15 protein-coding genes are annotated in these 16,995 nt (G+C 70.5%); 8 read left to right on the top strand and 7 right to left on the bottom strand.

Features of this window, described 5'->3' with window-relative positions; genetic code table 11:
* Positions 1–37: 37 nt before the first annotated feature.
* Both IG08_RS0116025 and IG08_RS0116020 read right to left on the bottom strand, forming a co-directional pair.
* Positions 38–1,363 carry a WxL domain-containing protein gene (locus tag IG08_RS0116025; protein ID WP_030601804.1) on the bottom strand — a complete coding sequence of 442 codons (1,326 nt, stop codon included), beginning with the start codon at positions 1,361–1,363 and terminating at the stop codon, positions 38–40.
* A gap of 193 nt (positions 1,364–1,556) precedes the next feature.
* Entirely contained in the window at positions 1,557–2,030 is a 474-nt protein-coding gene (locus IG08_RS0116020) for a hypothetical protein (RefSeq protein WP_030601801.1), read from the bottom strand.
* Between the two features lie 395 nt (positions 2,031–2,425).
* Between IG08_RS0116020 and IG08_RS0116015 the strand changes: the two genes are divergently transcribed.
* From IG08_RS0116015 to IG08_RS0116000, 4 genes are read left to right on the top strand one after another with little or no spacing between them, the layout of a single operon-like run.
* Positions 2,426–4,570: a PhoH family protein gene (locus tag IG08_RS0116015; protein ID WP_030601798.1), complete on the top strand. Its 2,145-nt coding sequence runs from the start codon at positions 2,426–2,428 to the stop codon at positions 4,568–4,570.
* Between the two features lie 12 nt (positions 4,571–4,582).
* Positions 4,583–5,080 carry an rRNA maturation RNase YbeY gene (gene ybeY / locus IG08_RS0116010; protein WP_030601794.1) on the top strand — a complete coding sequence of 166 codons (498 nt, stop codon included), beginning with the start codon at positions 4,583–4,585 and terminating at the stop codon, positions 5,078–5,080.
* Complete coding sequence (locus IG08_RS0116005; protein ID WP_030601791.1) at positions 5,077–6,384, top strand: hemolysin family protein; 1,308 nt, start codon at positions 5,077–5,079, stop codon at positions 6,382–6,384. The genes ybeY and IG08_RS0116005 overlap by 4 nt, the downstream gene beginning before the upstream one ends.
* Positions 6,381–6,740, top strand: coding sequence for an MmcQ/YjbR family DNA-binding protein (locus IG08_RS0116000; RefSeq protein WP_030601789.1), 360 nt, complete (start codon positions 6,381–6,383; stop codon positions 6,738–6,740). The genes IG08_RS0116005 and IG08_RS0116000 overlap by 4 nt, the downstream gene beginning before the upstream one ends.
* Here the strand turns inward: IG08_RS0116000 and IG08_RS0115995 are convergent.
* Positions 6,702–8,147, bottom strand: coding sequence for an MFS transporter (locus IG08_RS0115995; RefSeq protein ID WP_030601785.1), 1,446 nt, complete (start codon positions 8,145–8,147; stop codon positions 6,702–6,704). The two genes, IG08_RS0116000 and IG08_RS0115995, sit on opposite strands and share 39 nt — an antisense overlap.
* 135 nt (positions 8,148–8,282) lie before the next feature.
* Here IG08_RS0115995 and IG08_RS0115990 point away from each other — a divergent pair, with 135 nt between their 5' ends.
* Positions 8,283–9,155 carry a helix-turn-helix transcriptional regulator gene (locus IG08_RS0115990; RefSeq protein ID WP_043454413.1) on the top strand — a complete coding sequence of 291 codons (873 nt, stop codon included), beginning with the start codon at positions 8,283–8,285 and terminating at the stop codon, positions 9,153–9,155.
* A 28-nt stretch (positions 9,156–9,183) separates the two neighbouring features.
* Entirely contained in the window at positions 9,184–9,537 is a 354-nt protein-coding gene (locus IG08_RS0115985) for a hypothetical protein (RefSeq protein WP_030601778.1), read from the top strand.
* Positions 9,538–9,577: 40 nt separating this feature from the next.
* Here the strand turns inward: IG08_RS0115985 and IG08_RS0115980 are convergent, their stop codons facing one another.
* The 4 genes from IG08_RS0115980 to IG08_RS0115965 all read right to left on the bottom strand — a co-directional run bounded on the left by IG08_RS0115980 (position 9,578) and on the right by IG08_RS0115965 (position 14,539).
* Positions 9,578–10,720 carry a carbohydrate kinase family protein gene (locus IG08_RS0115980; protein WP_030601764.1) on the bottom strand — a complete coding sequence of 381 codons (1,143 nt, stop codon included), beginning with the start codon at positions 10,718–10,720 and terminating at the stop codon, positions 9,578–9,580.
* An 89-nt stretch (positions 10,721–10,809) separates the two neighbouring features.
* Positions 10,810–12,186 (bottom strand): MFS transporter, encoded by a 1,377-nt coding sequence (locus IG08_RS0115975; RefSeq protein ID WP_030601761.1) that lies wholly within the window; start codon positions 12,184–12,186, stop codon positions 10,810–10,812.
* 128 nt (positions 12,187–12,314) lie between these two features.
* Positions 12,315–13,604, bottom strand: coding sequence for a glucarate dehydratase family protein (locus IG08_RS0115970; protein WP_030601758.1), 1,290 nt, complete (start codon positions 13,602–13,604; stop codon positions 12,315–12,317).
* The gene (locus tag IG08_RS0115965; RefSeq protein ID WP_030601755.1) at positions 13,601–14,539 is read right to left on the bottom strand and encodes a 5-dehydro-4-deoxyglucarate dehydratase; all 939 of its coding nucleotides are present in this window, start codon (positions 14,537–14,539) and stop codon (positions 13,601–13,603) included. The genes IG08_RS0115970 and IG08_RS0115965 overlap by 4 nt, the downstream gene beginning before the upstream one ends.
* Before the next feature lie 105 nt (positions 14,540–14,644).
* Between IG08_RS0115965 and IG08_RS0115960 the strand changes: the two genes are divergently transcribed.
* Together IG08_RS0115960 and IG08_RS0115955 are read left to right on the top strand one after the other, a co-directional pair.
* The gene (locus IG08_RS0115960; RefSeq protein ID WP_030601752.1) at positions 14,645–15,448 is read left to right on the top strand and encodes an IclR family transcriptional regulator; all 804 of its coding nucleotides are present in this window, start codon (positions 14,645–14,647) and stop codon (positions 15,446–15,448) included.
* 311 nt (positions 15,449–15,759) lie between these two features.
* Positions 15,760–16,974 carry an MFS transporter gene (locus IG08_RS0115955; RefSeq protein ID WP_030601750.1) on the top strand — a complete coding sequence of 405 codons (1,215 nt, stop codon included), beginning with the start codon at positions 15,760–15,762 and terminating at the stop codon, positions 16,972–16,974.
* The last annotated feature ends 21 nt before the right edge of the window (positions 16,975–16,995 follow it).

Below are 16,995 nucleotides of genomic sequence, written 5' to 3'. Positions count from 1 at the left end.
GGATGAGGTGAACGGGCGGGTGCGGACGCCCGTACGGTCAGCTGAGCGTGAGGGTGAGAACGCCGGAGTACGAGCCGGGAGGCGTGAACGCCGGTACGTTCAGGGAGAGTTGGGCGTCCACGGTGAACTCACCGCCGGTGAGCGTGCCGTTGGGGGTGGACGCGAGGGTCGCTCCCGAGGAACCGACCGTGCCCGCCGAACCGGCCTGGCAGGTGCTCGGGCTGCCCGCCTCGGTGGCGCAGGCGGGGGTCCAACTGAGCGCCCCGGCATCGATCTTGGCGCCGGGACCGGTGAAGTCGGTGACCTTGCCGGTCAGGGACCAGCCCGCGGGTCCGCCGCGGAAGTCCTGGACGGTCACCGTGTTGAGATCACCGCTCGATGCCCCGCCCTCGCCGTAGTCCACCGCCGACAGGTCGACGGTGTCCCCGGCCTGGGACATGGACAGGGTGCCCGCGTGCACCGTGGTGGTGAGCTTCTGGGCGTTGTCGGGGATGGGGGTGTTGTCGATGACGGTGTAGGTGGCCGGGCCGGCACCGAGGTCGTCGGTCCAGCTCGCGCCCTCGTACGCCACGACGCCGGTCGTCGTCTTGTCGTTGAGGGTCAGCGAGCCGCTGATGGCGCCCGAGGCGTCGGCGGTCGTGGTGGCCGTGTCCCCGGTCTGGTTCGTTCCGGAGCGTCCGGCGAGGGTGACGGTGGCACCCGGGGTGAAGTTGCTGCCGGTGACGGTCACGCTGTCACCGGGGTTGCCGGAGGCCGAACCCAGCTGGATGGCACGGGTGTTGGGATTGGGTGCGTCGCTCGCCGTGATGGTCTCGGAGACCGGGGCGGGCGGGCTGGTGACCGTGCAGGGGGTGTCCAGTTCGAGGATGTAGCTGGTGTGGATGTTGTAGTCGCCGGGCGAGAGGGTGATCGCGCCCGCGGTGGTGACCGTGAAGGTGCCGGTCATGCTGAACGACGGGAACGGCGCGTTGCCCGCCACCGGGTCGTTCTTCTTCGGCCCGGCGACCGTCACGTCGCCGGTCTGCGCTCCGCCGAGGGCGACCTTGCCGGACGGCGTCATGATGTCGGCCGGCAGGCTGATGGCGGTGGGGTTGCTCGCGGCGGGCGTGACCACCGTGTACGTCACGGTGACGGTGTCGCCGACCTGGGGCGTGGCGTCGTCCACCGTGATGATCGCGGTGGTGGTGCCGTCGATGGGCGGGATGCCCGCGACGGCAGGCGGGATGCAGTGCGTGGCGAAGTCCACATTGGCGGCGGCTCCCGCCGGGGCGGCGAGCGCGCCCCCCGCGGTGACCGCGAGCGCGGTCGCGCCGAGCAGTGCGGCCAGTCGGCGTCTTCGGCTTCCAGAACCCTTGGATCTCATAGTGGCCCCCTCTGAGGGATGCGGGCGCAGCGGCTCGTCTGCGCCGACAGGGGGCATTGATGTGGGGATTGCGTGAGAAGTCAATGGAGACGAGGCTGTGAACCCGCGGAACCCGACGGAAATCTGATGGACCGTCAACTTCCACCTGTCGGCGGAAGTTGACGGTCCGGGGGCGCCTGAGTGCGGGATCGGCTCAGTCGAACACGAACGGACCCGGGGACTGCGGTCCGGTCGCCGTGCAGGTGACGGTGATCCCGAGGACGGTGATCTGCAGCGTGCCGCCGTACGCCTCCAGGCTGTCGCCGGAGGCCACGGTGCCGTCGAGCGGGCCGACGGTGACGGGGTCGCCCGCCGCGATGGCCGGGTTCTCCGTGCCGGTGAAGGCGGTGGTGCCGCCGGCGGCGTTCACCAGGGTGAGCGTCGAGGAGATCGAGTCCTCGGCCAGCGCGATCGGCGCGGTGATCGCCGAGGTGACGGTGAGGGTGGCGGCGGTGCCGTCCTGAGTGGCGGTGAGGGTGGCTTCGCCGCTGCCGAAGCTGCCGCAGTCGGCGGTGATCGTCGCGGTGTCCGGTGTGACGGCGAGAGCGGCGGGTGCGAACGCCAGCCCGGCGGCCGCGAGGGTGCCGACAGCCAGTGCCGCACCAGTTCCTATCCGTTTGCCTTTCATGGGTTCCGGTTTCCTTCCCGAGGTGGGGACTGCCATGTGGGGATGGACGGGAGAGGTACGCCGACGAACGGCCAGTCTTCGCGAGCGGGTGCGGAGCGCTGCGCGATGCTGGAATCTGACGGTCCGTCGGAATTACCGGTTCCATTGATGCGCGTGGTGTGAAGAACGGCAAGGGGGTATTCCGGCCATGTGTTACCGGCGGTATCGCATCAGCACACTCCTGCCGGTTCAGGCTCGAAGCCTTTCCCCCTCGAAACCTGCGCAACGCAGGAAAGACCGGGACACCGAAAAGGCCTACGGCGTTGTCAGTGCACCGTCGTACCCTGGAACTCGCGAGGCCGCCTTCACCTGTGCGGCCCTGACGAGGAGGAACCGCAGGCCTACAGCGCCGGCCCATGACTCAGACACCGACAGGTCACACCCCCGCGCAGGGGCAGGCGAGAGCACAGTTCACCGTCCCCGCCCAGCACCCCATGGTCACGGTGCTGGGGTCCGGCGACTCCCTGCTGCGCGTCATCGAAAAGGCCTTCCCGGCAGCCGACATCCACGTCCGGGGCAATGAGATCAGCGCAGTCGGCGACGCCGCGGAGGTCGCCCTCATCCAGCGCCTGTTCGACGAGATGATGCTGGTGCTCCGCACCGGGCAGCCGATGACGGAGGACGGAGTGGAACGCTCTATCGCCATGCTCAGAGCAAGTGAAAACGGCGAGGGTGACGGCGAGGAGACCCCGGCCGAGGTGCTCACCCAGAACATCCTCTCCTCGCGCGGCCGCACGATCCGCCCCAAGACCCTCAACCAGAAGCGGTACGTCGACGCGATCGACAAGCACACGATCGTCTTCGGCATCGGTCCCGCCGGTACCGGCAAGACCTACCTCGCCATGGCCAAGGCGGTACAGGCCCTGCAGTCCAAGCAGGTCAACCGCATCATCCTGACCCGGCCGGCGGTGGAAGCCGGCGAGCGACTGGGATTCCTGCCCGGCACGCTGTACGAGAAGATCGACCCGTATCTGCGGCCTCTGTACGACGCGCTGCACGACATGCTGGATCCTGACTCGATTCCGCGGTTGATGGCGGCGGGGACGATTGAGGTGGCGCCGCTGGCGTATATGCGGGGTCGCGCGATGCCGCTCTTCACCAGCGTCCTGACCCCGGACGGTTGGCGGCCCATCGGTGACCTCCAGGTCGGTGACCTGGTCATCGGCTCGAATGGTGAGCCGACCCCGGTACTGGGCGTCTACCCGCAGGGCGAGAAGGACGTCTATCGCGTCACGGCCCAGGACGGCGCCTGGACCCTGTGCTGTGGTGAGCACCTGTGGACGGTCAGGACGCGCGACGACAAGCGCCGCGACAAGCCATGGCGCGTCCTGGAGACCCAGGAGATGATCGGCAACCTGCGGGCGGCGCACTATCGCCGGTACGAGCTGCCCATGCTCACGGCGCCGGTCTGCTTCCCCGAGCGTGAGGTTCCGCTGGACCCGTACGCGCTGGGGCTGCTACTAGGCGACGGCTGCGTCTCGGGGCGCCGTACTCCTTCGTTCACCACGGCCGACCCGGAGTTGGTCTCGGCACTGGAGACGGCAGTGCCCGGCGTCAAGGTGCGGTCGCGTGGCGGCTACAACTACCACATCAACCGTATGCCGACATCCCGCGACGCTGAGGGAGGCGTGCTGACGCACCCTCTCAAGCAAGCGCTGCGTACGTTGGATCTGCTCGGCAGCAAGTCGTACTCCAAGTTCGTGCCGGACGACTACCTCTACAACTCCGCCGAGGTACGGCTCGCCGTACTTCAGGGGCTCCTCGACACAGACGGCGGCCCAGTCACTCAAAAGGACCGCACGTGCCGTATCCAGTACTCGACGACTTCAATCCTGCTCCGTGACGACGTCATCGCCCTGGTCCAGTCACTGGGAGGTGTCGCCTACGCCAGCCGCCGAGCTGCCAAGGGGCGGACGCCAGGGAGGGCCAAGGGCCGCGACGTTCACCACCGCCGCGACGCCCACATCGTCGACATCCGCCTCCCCGAAGGCATCGAACCCTTCCGCCTCACCCGCAAGCGCGACACGTACCACGCGGCCGGAGGCGGCGGACGCCCGATGCGGTACATCGACAGCATCGAGCCCGCGGGCCGGGAGGAGACCGTCTGCATCCAGGTGGCGGCCGAGGACTCGCTGTACGTCACGCAGGACTACCTGTTGACCCACAACACCCTCAACGACGCCTTCATCATCCTGGACGAGGCCCAGAACACGAGCGCCGAGCAGATGAAGATGTTCCTGACGAGGCTCGGCTTCGACTCGAAGGTCGTCGTCACGGGTGACGTCACCCAGGTCGATCTGCCGACCGGCACGAAGTCCGGCCTGCGTCAGGTCCAGGACATCCTGGAGGGCCTGGACGACGTCCACTTCTCGCGCCTCACGTCCCACGATGTCGTACGGCACAAGCTGGTCGGCCGTATCGTCGACGCGTACGAGAAGTACGACAGCGAGAACGGTACGGAGAACGGCACCCACAAGGGCGCCCGTAACAAGCGGAAGTAGACCAGCACAACCATGTCGATCGACGTCAACAACGAGTCCGGAACCGAGGTCGACGAGCAGGCGATCCTCGACATCGCCCGCTACGCCCTCGCGCGGATGCGCATCCACCCGCTCTCCGAGCTCTCGGTGATCGTCGTGGACGCCGACGCCATGGAGCAGTTGCACATCCAGTGGATGGACCTGCCCGGTCCGACCGATGTCATGTCCTTCCCGATGGACGAGCTGCGGCCGCCGTCGAAGGACGACGAGGAGCCCCCGCAGGGGCTCCTCGGTGACATCGTGCTGTGCCCCGAGGTCGCCAAGAAGCAGGGTGAGGAAGCGCCGACGCAGCACTCCATGGACGAGGAGCTCCAACTGCTCGCCGTCCACGGTGTGCTGCACCTCCTCGGGTACGACCACGAGGAGCCCGACGAGAAGGCCGAGATGTTCGGTCTGCAGGCCGCCATCGTGGACGGCTGGCGTGCGGAGAAGGGCCACACCGGCCCGTCCCCGGCCCCGACCGTGTCATGAGCCTCCCCCTCGTCTCCGGCGCGATCGCCCTGGTCGTCGTCGCGTGGCTCGCCGCCTGCGCGGAGGCGGGCCTCGCGCGCGTCTCCAGCTTCCGCGCCGAGGAGGCCGTACGCACCGGCCGCCGCGGCAGCGCGAAGCTCGCCCAGATCGCCGCCGACCCGACCCGCTATCTCAACGTGGCGCTGCTGGTCCGCGTCGCCTGTGAGATGGCGGCGGCCGCCCTCGTCACCTACGCCTGTCTGCAGGAGTTCGCCGGCACCACCCGCGCCCTGCTGGTCGCGATCGGCGTCATGGTCCTCGTGTCGTACGTCGCCGTCGGGGTCTCCCCGCGCACCATCGGCCGCCAGCACCCGCTCAACACGGCGACCGCGGCGGCGTACATCCTGGTCCCGCTGGCGAGGATCATGGGCCCGATCCCGCCCCTGCTGATCCTCATCGGCAACGCCCTCACCCCCGGCAAGGGCTTCCGTCGCGGCCCCTTCGCCTCCGAGGCGGAGCTGCGCGCGCTGGTCGACCTCGCGGAGAAGGAGTCCCTGATCGAGGACGAGGAGCGCCGGATGGTGCACTCGGTCTTCGAGCTGGGCGACACGCTCGTCCGGGAGGTCATGGTCCCGCGGACCGACCTCGTCGTCATCGAGCGCTACAAGACGATCCGTCAGGCCCTCACCCTCGCCCTGCGCTCCGGCTTCTCGCGCATCCCGGTCTCCGGTGAGAGCGAGGACGACATCGTCGGGATCGTGTATCTGAAGGACCTGGCCCGCAAGACGCACATCAGCCGGGACGCGGAGAGCGAGCTCGTCTCGACGGCCATGCGGCCCGCCGCCTTCGTCCCCGACACCAAGAACGCCGGCGATCTGCTCCGCGAGATGCAGCAGGACCGCAACCACGTCGCCGTCGTCATCGACGAGTACGGCGGCACGGCCGGCATCGTCACCATCGAGGACATCCTCGAGGAGATCGTCGGCGAGATCACCGATGAGTACGACCGTGAACTCCCGCCCGTGGAGGACCTCGGCGAGGACCGCCACCGGGTCACCGCCCGCCTCGACATCACCGACCTCGGCGAGCTGTACGGCCTGGACGAGTACGACGACGAGGACGTGGAGACCGTCGGCGGGCTGCTCGCCAAGGCGCTGGGCCGGGTGCCCATCGCCGGCGCCTCCTCCGTCGTGGAACTCCCGGACGGGCGGGCGCTGCGGCTGACCGCGGAGGCCGCGGCAGGCCGCCGGAACAAGATCGTGACTGTGCTCGTGGAGCCGGTGGGTCCGGCGGATTCCCCGCACGAGGAGGCGAAAGAGGAGTGACCCCGCAGGAGCTGCGCGACTTCTGTCTGTCCTTCAACGCGGCGGTGGAGGACTTTCCCTTCTCGCCGGAGATCTCGGTCTTCAAGGTGCTGGGCAAGATGTTCGCCCTGTCCTGGCTGGACAACCGCCCCCTGACGGTCAACCTGAAGTGCGTCCCGGAGGACGCGATCCGGCTGCGCGGCGAGCACCCGGGGTCGATCATCCCCGGCTACCACATGAACAAGCGCCACTGGAACACGGTGACGGTCGACGGAGAGCTCCCGGACCGGCTGGTCCGGGAGCTCGTCGAGGACTCGTACGACCTGGTGGTGGCCGGTCTACCGCGCGCCGACCGGCTGCGCCTCGACCGTCCCTGAGGGCCGGCCGACGCGCAGCCCCACCGCGATCAGCACCGCCGCCGCCAGGACGATCGCCGAGTCGAGCGCCAGGACCGTGTGGACGCCGGACATCAGGTCGCCCGACGTCGTCGCCAGGACGCCGAGCAGCGGGATGCCGACGGTGAGCCCGACCTGCTGGGTCGAGGTGACCAGGCCGGTGGCCAGGCCCTGTTCCTCGTCAGGGACGCCGGAGGTGACGGTCAGGCCGTAGGAGATGATCGCGCCGAGGTGGCACATGCTGGCCAGGGAGACGGCGGCCGTGGCGAGCCAGACCGACCAGGTGTGGGTGTTGAGGCCGAGCAGGGCCGCGCCCAGGGCGCCCTGGCCGACGAGCGAGCCGACCAGGGTGCGGCGGGCGCCGATACGGCCGATGATCTTCGGGGCGTAGGTGCCCGCGACCGCGGACAGTACGCCCTGCACACCGAAGACGAGGCCCGTCTCGAAGGCCGACAGGTGCAGGACCTCCTGCAGGTACAGGGTCAGCGCGAAGACGACCGTCGACATCATCGAGAAGGTGACCAGACCGCCCAGGTTGCCCCACGCCACCGTGCGGCGGCGCAGCATCGGCAGGGAGACCAGGGGCTGGGCGGTGCGCGACTCGACGTAGCCGAAGGTGGCGAGGAGGGAGAGGCCCGCGATCAGGGTCGTGATCACGTCCGGGCGGGCGAAGCCGTGGTCGGCCGCCGTCGACAGGGCGTAGATCAGGGACAGCAGACCGCCGGTGACGGTGACCGCGCCGGGCACGTCCAGGCGGGGGCGTTCCGGGGTGCGGGACTCGGGGAGCAGGCCGGGGGCCAGGGGCAGGACGATCAGGGCGAACAGGGTGAGCAGGCCCATCGTGGAGCGCCAGCCGAACACGTCGGTCAGGACGCCGCCGGCCACCATGCCGACCGTGAAGCCGAGCGAGAGCAGGGTGCCCGAGATGCCGAGAGCGCGGTCGCGGGCCGGGCCCTCCGGGAAGGTCGTCGTCAGCAGGGACATGCCGGTCGGCACGATCGCCGCCGCGCCGAGGCCCTGCAGGGCGCGTCCGGTCAGGAACGACGCCGGGTCCCAGGCGAACGTCGCGAGCAGCGAGGCCGCGCCGAACAGGGCGAGCCCGGTGAGGAACAGTTTCCTACGGCCGTACAGGTCGCCGATGCGGCCGAAGAGCAGCAGGAATCCGCCGGACGGCAGCGCGAACGCCGTGACCGCCCACTGGAGGGCGGACCGACTCATGCCGAGGTCCGGGCCGAGGACGGGCAGAGCGACGTTCAGGACGGAGAAGTCGAGCGCGACCATGAACTGGGCGGCGCACAGGACGAACAGGACGAGCTTGTCGCGCGTCGACAGCCGGGGGGTGTCGAGCGGGTGGGCCGAGGGTGTGGTGGGGTCGGTGTCGATCGCCATGCGCAAGAGCCTGCTGGCTTCGGAATAGCCGTGGGGAGCGGGAAGTTGTGCTGGTGGTGGCACCACCAGGCAGGCGGTCGGAACGCCGGGCCGGGTCGACGGCCGGACGGTGAACAGGGGGAGTTCGTGGCGGACGTGATCGAGACCGATGCGGGCAAGGCGCACCGGCTGCGGGAGCTGCGCGAGTTCCTGATGAGCCGGCGGGCCCGGGTCTCGCCGGCCGAGGCCGGTCTCCCCGACGGCGGTGCGCGGCGCCGGACGCCCGGGCTGCGGCGCGAGGAGGTCGCCGTACTCGCCGGGGTGGGTGCCTCCTGGTACCAGTGGCTGGAGCAGGGGCGGGACATCTCCGTGTCCCCGCAGGTCATCGACGCCGTCGCGCGCGTGCTGCGGCTCAGCAACGCCGAGCGGCGGCATCTGTACGTCCTCGCCGGGCTGAACCCGCCGGCCCCCGAACCGGCGGCGGACCACGGCTGTGAGGGGCTGCGGCGGCTGATCGACGCGTGGTTGCCGTATCCGGCGCACATCATGGACACGTACTACAACTGCGTGATGTACAACGACGCCGCCGGGTGGGTGCTCGGGATGCGTCCGGAGAACTCGCAGAACTGCATCGTCGACTTCTTCACCGATCCGCTGTACCGCTCGCGCTCGCACAGCTGGGAGCGGAACGCGTGCACGGTGGTCGCCCAGTTCCGGGCGGCGTGCTCGGCCCGCCCGGACGACGAGGGCTACCAGGAGGTCCTGGCCCGGCTGCACGCGGAGAGCTCGGAGTTCACCGCGTTGTGGGAGCGGCGGGACATCCAGGACGCCGGGGTGATCCGCAAGGAGCTCGACCATCCGCTGGTCGGGCTGCTGTGCGTCGAGTCCACGGCGATGAAGGTGCCGGCGCGGCCCGATCTGACGGTTGTTCTCCACACGCCGCTGGACGAGGCGAACACGGCGGCGAAGCTGGAGTGGCTGGCGTCGCCGGAGGGGCGGCGGGGGGCGATGTACCCCGTGGCGGGGTGAGCGGTCCGGTTCTTCGTATGCTCAGGGCATGACCGACAGCAACGCGCTTGACCCCGAGGACCGCAAGATCGTCACCCTGGCCCGTTCCGCGCGGGCGCGCAATGGTGTGCCCGAGGGGGCGGCCGTGCGGGACGAGACCGGCCGTACGTACGTCGCGGGCACCGTTGCCCTCGACTCGCTGAAGCTGAGTGCTCTGCGGACCGCGGTGGCCATGGCTGTGGCGTCCGGGGCGAAGTCGTTGGAGGCGGCGGCGGTTGTCACCGAGGCTGCGTCGGCTTCCGCGGAGGATCTGGCTGCCGTACGGGATCTCGGCGGGGCGGGGACGCCGGTGCTGGTGGCGGGGCCTGACGGGGTTGTCCGGCTGACGGTCGCCGCGGGCTGAGGCTCCTGGGGCTGCGCTCTCAGGGACGGCGCCCCCGCACTCACGCCGACCGCCCGAACCCGATCGTCGGCACCGCCCTCCGCAACGGCCACGGTCTCGCCGCCGCCTCCGGCACCAGCCCCGCCAGGAACCCGTACCGCTGCAGGGCCATCGGATCCTGGCCGTCCACCGACTGCACCTTGCGCCACCACGCCCCGATCTCGGACCACCCGGGGGCGGACAGGGACCCTCCGAACTCCTGCACCGACAGCGCCGCCGTCAGGCCCGCGAACGCCAGCCGGTCCGCCAGCGGCCACCCCGCGAGCGTGCCCGTGACGAAGCCCGCCACGAAGACGTCCCCCGCCCCCGTCGGATCCAGTGCCTCCACCTCGATCGCGGGGACCTCGGCCGTCTCCCCCGTCCGCCGGTCCACCGCGTACGCCCCCTCCGCACCGAGGGTGACGACGGCGAGCGGTACGTGATCGGTGAGGGCGTGTGCGGCAGCACGGGGACACGTGGCCCCCGTGTACCGCATCGCCTCCTCCGCGTTCGGCAGGAACGCCTCGCAGTGTTCGAGGTCGGCGAGCCCGGCCAGGTCCCACGCCCCGGTGTCGTCCCAGCCGACGTCGGCGAAGATCCGGGTGCCCCTGCTCGCGGCCTGGGTGACCCAGGGCGCGCGCTTGCCCGGTGTGAGAGAGGCGATGGCGGCACGCGCGTGGGGGGAGTAGTGGGACGCGGGCCCTTCCGGGGGCGGCTCGTGGCCGTGGGAGACCATCGTGCGCTCGCCCTCGTACGCCATGGAGACGGTGACCGGGGAGTGCCAGCCGGGGACCCTGCGGGAGGGCGAGAGGTCGATGCCCTCGCCCTGTTCCAGCGCGTCCCAGCAGTAGTCGCCGTAGTGGTCGTCGCCGAAGGCCGAGGCCAGTGAGGTGCGCAGACCCAGCCGGGCCAGCGCGGTCGCCATGTTCGCCACACCGCCGGGGCTCGACCCCATCCCGCGTGCCCAGGACTCGGTCCCGCGCACCGGGGCGGAGTCGAGCCCGGTGAAGATGATGTCGAGGAAGACGGGGCCCGTGAGATAGACGTCCCAGCGCGAGTCGTCCGGTGCGCGCACCGCAGCCAAGGGGTCGACCTGGGCCTGACACTGCCCGGCCTTTCCTTTGTACGACGGTCCCTTTCCGGTGGACGCGTTGGACGCGGTCACGGTGCGCTCCCTGACGTGGTGCCGATCAGGCCAGTCTGCACCACACCACCGACAACAGGGCGGCGCTCACGTCCGACCCGCCCGTCACGTCAGGCTGTCGCAGGCCCGTGACCTGCCGTGCGGGCCGCGCCCGGGGTCGCCTTCGGTGCCGGAGCGGCCGCCGGGGCCTTCGCCGGGCGTGACCGGATCCGGTCGTTGCGCCCGCCGCCGCGTACGAACAGCACACTGAGAGCGGCCAGGAAGCCGACGACGGTCAGGCCGACCAGCCCGCCCTTCGTCGAACCGGTCGCGTCCTCGATGAGCCCGAAGGCGGTGGGAGCGACGAAGCCGCCCAGGTTGCCGATGGAGTTGATCAGAGCGATCCCGGGTGCCGCGGCCCTGGCATCGAGGTAGCTCTGCGGGATCGTCCAGAAGATCGGCGAGGCCGGCTTGAAGCCCATCGCGGCCAGGCACAGCGCGCCCAGCCCCGCCCACGGCGACACGAACACGGCGAGCAGGGTGCCGCAGCCGCCGAGGACGAGCAACGCCATCAGGATCGGACGCCGCTTGCCGATGCGGTCCGAGAGCCGCCCGCTGACGAACACCGCGGCGATCGCGCACAGCCACGGCACCGACGTCAGCAGCCCCACCTGGAAGGAGCTGAGCCCGCCGATGTCGTCCACGATCGAGGGCAGCCAGAAGGTGACCGCGTACAGGGCGACGTTGATCGCGAAGTAGATCCACAGGAAGAGGAGCATCTGGGGATCGGCGAGCAGCTTCCAGCGGGAGACACGCGTGTCGGCGGTGGGGCGCGCGTCCTGCTCGGCGTCGATGGTCGCGACCAGCTCCCGCTTCTCCTCCTCCGTCAGCCAAGTGGCCGACTCGATACCGGAGTCGAGGAAGCGGTAGACGACGAAGCCGAGGACGACGGAGAAGATGCCCTCGATGAAGAACATCCACTGCCAGCCGGAGTGGCCCCAGACGCCGTGCATCTCGAGCAGGGCGCCCGAGATCGGGCCGACGATCACCGTCGCCGTGCCGGAGCCCATCAGGAAGATGGAGGTGGCACGGCCGCGGTGGGAGTCGGGAAGCCAGCGGGAGAAGTAGTAGATGACGGCCGGGAAGAAGCCCGCCTCGGCCACCCCCAGCAGGAAGCGCAGCGCGTAGAACGTCTCCACGCTGTTCACGAAGGCCATCGCGGTGGCGACGATCCCCCAGGTGATCATGATCCGGGTGAGCCAGACCTTGGCCCCGAAGCGCTCCATCAGCATGTTGGAGGGGACTTCGAAGATGGCGTACGCGATGAAGAAGATGCCGGCGCCGAGGCCGAACGCGGCGGCCGAGAGGCCGACGTCGGCCCTCAACTCGTCTTGCGCGAAGCCCAGGTTGACGCGGTCCATGTAGTTCGCGACGAACATGACGAAGAACAGCGGGACGACGCGGCGGAAGATCTTGCGGATGGCGGACTGGACGGCGGGCGGGTGTATTTCGGGGACGACTGCAGACACGAGCGGCACTCCTTTGTGCGGCTAAACCGCCGCCGCTCTCGCGGAGGTGGTTGCTCGCCGATGGGGTTCCTCAACTGTTGGTTGCGGATGTGTGGGGGGACTGACGGCTACCAGCGAGGCACGGCCGGCGTCACCCACCCCGGCTCGGCGACCCGCATGGCGGCCGCGTCGTCCCGCTCACGCAGCGCACCGTCGTCGTCGAGCCACCGCCGGTGCAGGAACTGCAGCTTCTCGCGGTCGAGTTCGACGCCGAGGCCGGGCGCGTCGGAGACCTGCACGGCCCCGTTCTCGAAGGTGAGCCGCTCGGTGAGGACGTCCTCCGACTGCCAGGGGTAGTGGGAGTCGCAGGCGTGGTGGAGGTTGGGGACGGTGGACGCCACGTGGGTCATGGCGGCGAGCGAAATGCCCAGGTGGGTGTTGGAGTGCATGGAGATGCCGACGCCGAACGTGCGGCAGATCGCGGCGAGTTGCTGGGTGTTGCGCAGCCCGCCCCAGTAGTGGTGGTCGGAGAGGACGACCTGGACGGCGTCCTTCGTGAACGCCTCCTTGATCTCGGCGAAGGTCGTCACGCACATGTTGGTGGCGAGCGGCACGTCGGTGGCGGCGGAGACCTCGGCCATGGCGGGCGTACCGAGGGCCGGGTCCTCCAGGTACTCGAGGACGTCCCCGATCTCCTTGGCGACCTTCAGCGAAGTCTCCACGCTCCAGGCGCCGTTGGGGTCGAGACGGAGGGGATGTCCGGGGAACGCCTCGGCCAGCGCCCGTACGGCCGCGATCTCCTCGTCCGGCGGGAAGACACCGCCCTTGAGCTTGAAGGACGTGAAGCCGTACCGCTCCTTGAACAGCCGCGCCTGCTCCACGACCCCGGCCGGGTCGACGGCCGCACCCCAGTCGTCCTTCTCGCAGGCCACGCCCTCCGGATGGTCGGCCCACTTGTAGAAGAGGTACGCGCTGTACTCGACCGCGTCCCGCAGCTTCCCGCCGAGCAGCGCGTGCACGGGCAGCCCGAGCGCCTTGCCCAGCGCGTCGAGGCAGGCGACCTCGAAGCCGGAGACGACGGACAGCCGCAGCTTGTCGGCGGTCTGGACGCCGCGCAGCCCACCGACGTCGACCTGGCCGGAGACGCGGGAGCTGTCGACGGCCACCTCGTCCGCGACGACGAACAGGCCGTTCAGATCGGACACTTGGCGGCCGACGAGCTTCTGGGCGAACGGCCGCGCCAGCTCCAGGTACTTGGTGTCGCCGTACGTCTCGCCGACACCCGTGATCCCGTCCGCCGTCACGACCTCGACGATCAGCCGGGGCGTGTAGGGCTGGTGGACGCCCTGCGTGTTCAGCAGCGGCGGGTCGGCGACCAGGATCGGCGTCAGCCGTACGTCCGTGATGGTGAGGTTCACAGGGAGGCTCCTACGAGGTCGAGTCCGGTGGACAGCAGCAGCTTGAGGTCGGCCAGGTCGGCGGCCGACGGATCGGTGAGCGGGGCGCGTACGGGTCCCACCGGACGGCCGCGCAGCCGGGCCGCCGCCTTCACCAGTGACACGGCGTATCCGGGGACCCGGTCGCGGAGTTCGACGAGCGGGACGTAGAAGTCGCGCAGCAGCTTCTCGACCGTGCCGTCGTCGCCGTCCTTCAGCGCGCCGAAGAAGGCGTTCGCGATCTCGGGGGCGAAGGCGTGGACGGCGGAGGAGTAGGCGGGGATGCCGACGGTGGCGTAGGCGCGGGCCTGGACCTCGGCGGTGGAGGCGCCGTTGAAGAACAGGAAGCCCTCGGGGGCGGCGAGCGTGAGGCGTTGCAGCCGGTCGAGGTCGCTGTGACCGTCCTTGAGGCCGATGACGCCGGGGATGGCGGCGATGCGCTTCAACGAGGCTGCCGTGAAGGCGACTTGGCCGCGCTGGTAGGCGATCAGCGGCAGCCGGGTCCTCGAGGCGATCTGCTCCAGCTGGGCGACCAGCCCGTCCTGCGGGGCGGCGACCAGGTAGTGCGGCAGCACGAGAAGCGCGTCGGCGCCGGCCTCCTCGGCGATGCGGGCGAAGCGGACGGCCTGCGCCCAGCCGTATCCGATCCCGGCGACGACGGGCACGCGCCCGCCGGCCTCCTCGACCGCGATCGTCACGACCTGCCGGTACTCGTCCTCGTCCAGCGAGAAGAACTCGCCGGTCCCGCAGGCGGGGAAGACGGCGCCGGGGGCGGTGGCGATCTGGGCCGCGACATGCGCGCGGAAGCCGTCCGGGTCGAGCGAGCCGTCGTCGTGGAAGCTGGTCAGCGGGAACGACAGCACACCGCTCGCCATGCCCTCCCGCAGTCGCCGGGCCGTGTCCGTTACGAGGCTCACCCTCGTTCATCTCCCTATGTAGACGTTATCTACGTATGAAGATGGAGATTAGATATGCGAACCGCGACCGTCAATGGGTCGGCCGGTCCGGATTACGATCGGCACATGTCAGAGACAGGGGGCGTCCGCCCGGAGGCGGGTGGCGTCCGCGAGGTGAAGTCCGCGGCGCGCACGGTCGAGCTGCTGGAAGTACTGGCCGCACGCGGCGACCGCCCGGCCCGCCTCCAGGAGCTCGCGGACGAGCTGGGCGTGCCGCGCAGCTCCATGTACGCGCTGCTCCAGACCCTGATCACGCGCGGCTGGGTCCGCACCGACGTCACCGGCTCCCTCTACGGCATCGGCATCCACGCCCTGCTCACCGGCACGAGCTACCTCGACTCCGACCCGTGTGTGCGCGTCGTACGCCCGTATCTCGACGAGGCGTCCCAGGCGCTCGGCGAGACGATCCACATGGGGCGTCTGGACGGCCGGGGCGTGGCGTATCTGGCGACGCGCGAGTCGCACGAGTACCTGCGGACCATCAGCCGGGTCGGACGGCGACTGCCGGCCCACGTGGGCGCGCTGGGCAAGGCGCTGCTGGCCGAGCGGCCCGACGCCGAGCTGCCCGAGGGGCCGTACGAGGCACTCACCCCCAACACCCGCACCACCCGGGAGTCCCTCCTGGAGGACCTCACCGAGGTGCGGGCGCGCGGCTACTCGATCGACCGCGAGGAGGGCGTCCTCGGCATCGTCGGCTTCGGCTTCGCGCTGCGCTACGACTCCCCCGCCCAGGACGCCATCAGCTGCTCGGTACCGGTGGTCCGGCTGACGCCGGAGCACGAGGCGCAGATCGTCGCGGTGATGCGGGAGATCAGGGGCAAGATCGAGGCGGTGGCGCCTGCGGCCGGCGGGGCGGCGCAGTGGCGTTGACGTCGGTTGGTCTCGCCCCCGCCGCCCCTTCCCGTCCCATCCCCGGGGGCTCCGCCCCCGGGGATGGGACGGGAAGGGGCGGCGGGGGCGAAAAACATCACGCGCCGGACGGGCCGGCGCCGCAGCGGATAGAAATCGGCCTCGTGTACCCGACCCCCTCCACCCCAAACACAACGTGCCCCACATCACACCCCCCACTCTTTTTCTGCAACCGCGTGCTTGATACAAATTGGCCGCGCGTTCCTGTCCGTCGACGGTCGTCGCCCAATCCCCTTTTTGAGCCGCTTCTTTCGCATGCCCTGGGAACGCCCGTGTTCGCCCGCACCACCACGCCCTGGCCCCTCGTTGCCCTTTTCACGGCCGGGTACCTCGCCCCGTACCTCCTCCCGACCACCGTCGGCAGGCTCGACTCGGGGCTTCCGCTCACCGCCACGCAGGCGGGTGCCATCGGCAGTGCGCTGCTGCTGAGTTCGGCGGCGGCGGGCTTCCTGCTCGCCTCCCGCGTCGACCGCGTCGGCCCCCGCACACTCGCCCGTATCGGCCTCACCCTCGCCGTCCTCGGCTACGGCACCGCGGCCCTCACCACCTGCGTCCCGGCCGTCGTCGCGGGCGCGCTGGTCGGCGGCTTCGGCTCCGGTACGGCGACGACGGTGGCCGCCACCGGGATCGCCGGCCGGCAGGATCCGCACCGGTTGACCACCCTGGGCCTGCTGAGCGTCTCCGCGCTCGCGGGCACGGTCTATCTGACGGTCCCGCACCTCGGCGCCGGGCACGGCCGGCCCCTGGCCGCGATCGCCCTCACCGCTCTCGCGGTCTGGCCCCTGACGGGCCGTCTCCCGGTCCGTACGACCGCCCCGCAGACCCGGCACACGACAGCCCCGCTCCCCCACCTCCGCTCGGGGCTGGTCCTCGCCGCCACCCTGTTGTGCTGGTCCCTCGCCCAGAACTCCCTCTGGGGCGTCAGCGGCCGCATCGGCCTCACCCAGGCGCACCTCTCCGAGACCACGGTCGGCGCGGTCTTCGCGGTGGCGCTCGGCGCGGGACTGCTGGGCGTCGTGGGCGCGGGCGCGCTCGGACCGCGGCTCGGCCTCGCGCTGCCCATCGGCGCGGGTACGGTGCTGATCTCGGCCTGCATCGCGCTCAGCGCGTCCGCGACCGACCTGGCGACCTTCGCGAGCGGCGAGATCGCGTGGAACACGATCTACCCGATCGTCCTGTCGTACGTCATCGGCCTCGCCGCCTCCCTCGACCCGCGCGGCCGCTGGGCGGTCCTGGTCGGCTCCGCGTCCTCCCTCGGCACGGCGGCGGGCCCGCTGACCGGCAGCCTGCTGGCAGCGCAGGCCGGCTTCCCGGTCATGGGCCTGGTCCTCGCCGTGGGCCTACTGGTGGTGGCGGTACCGATGACGGCGGTCGCCCTGCACACCGGCGGGCGACGCCTGCTGCAACCGGTCGTCGAGATCACCGTCGAGGCCCCGGCTGTCCCGACGCAACGCGCCTACGACACGGCGGGCATCGCGCCCCTTTAGGGGCGCGGGGCTGTATCGATC

Source organism: Streptomyces fulvoviolaceus (assembly GCF_000718165.1).
GTDB lineage: Bacteria > Actinomycetota > Actinomycetes > Streptomycetales > Streptomycetaceae > Streptomyces > Streptomyces fulvoviolaceus.
This window is presented reverse-complemented; position numbering and strand designations above follow the sequence as displayed.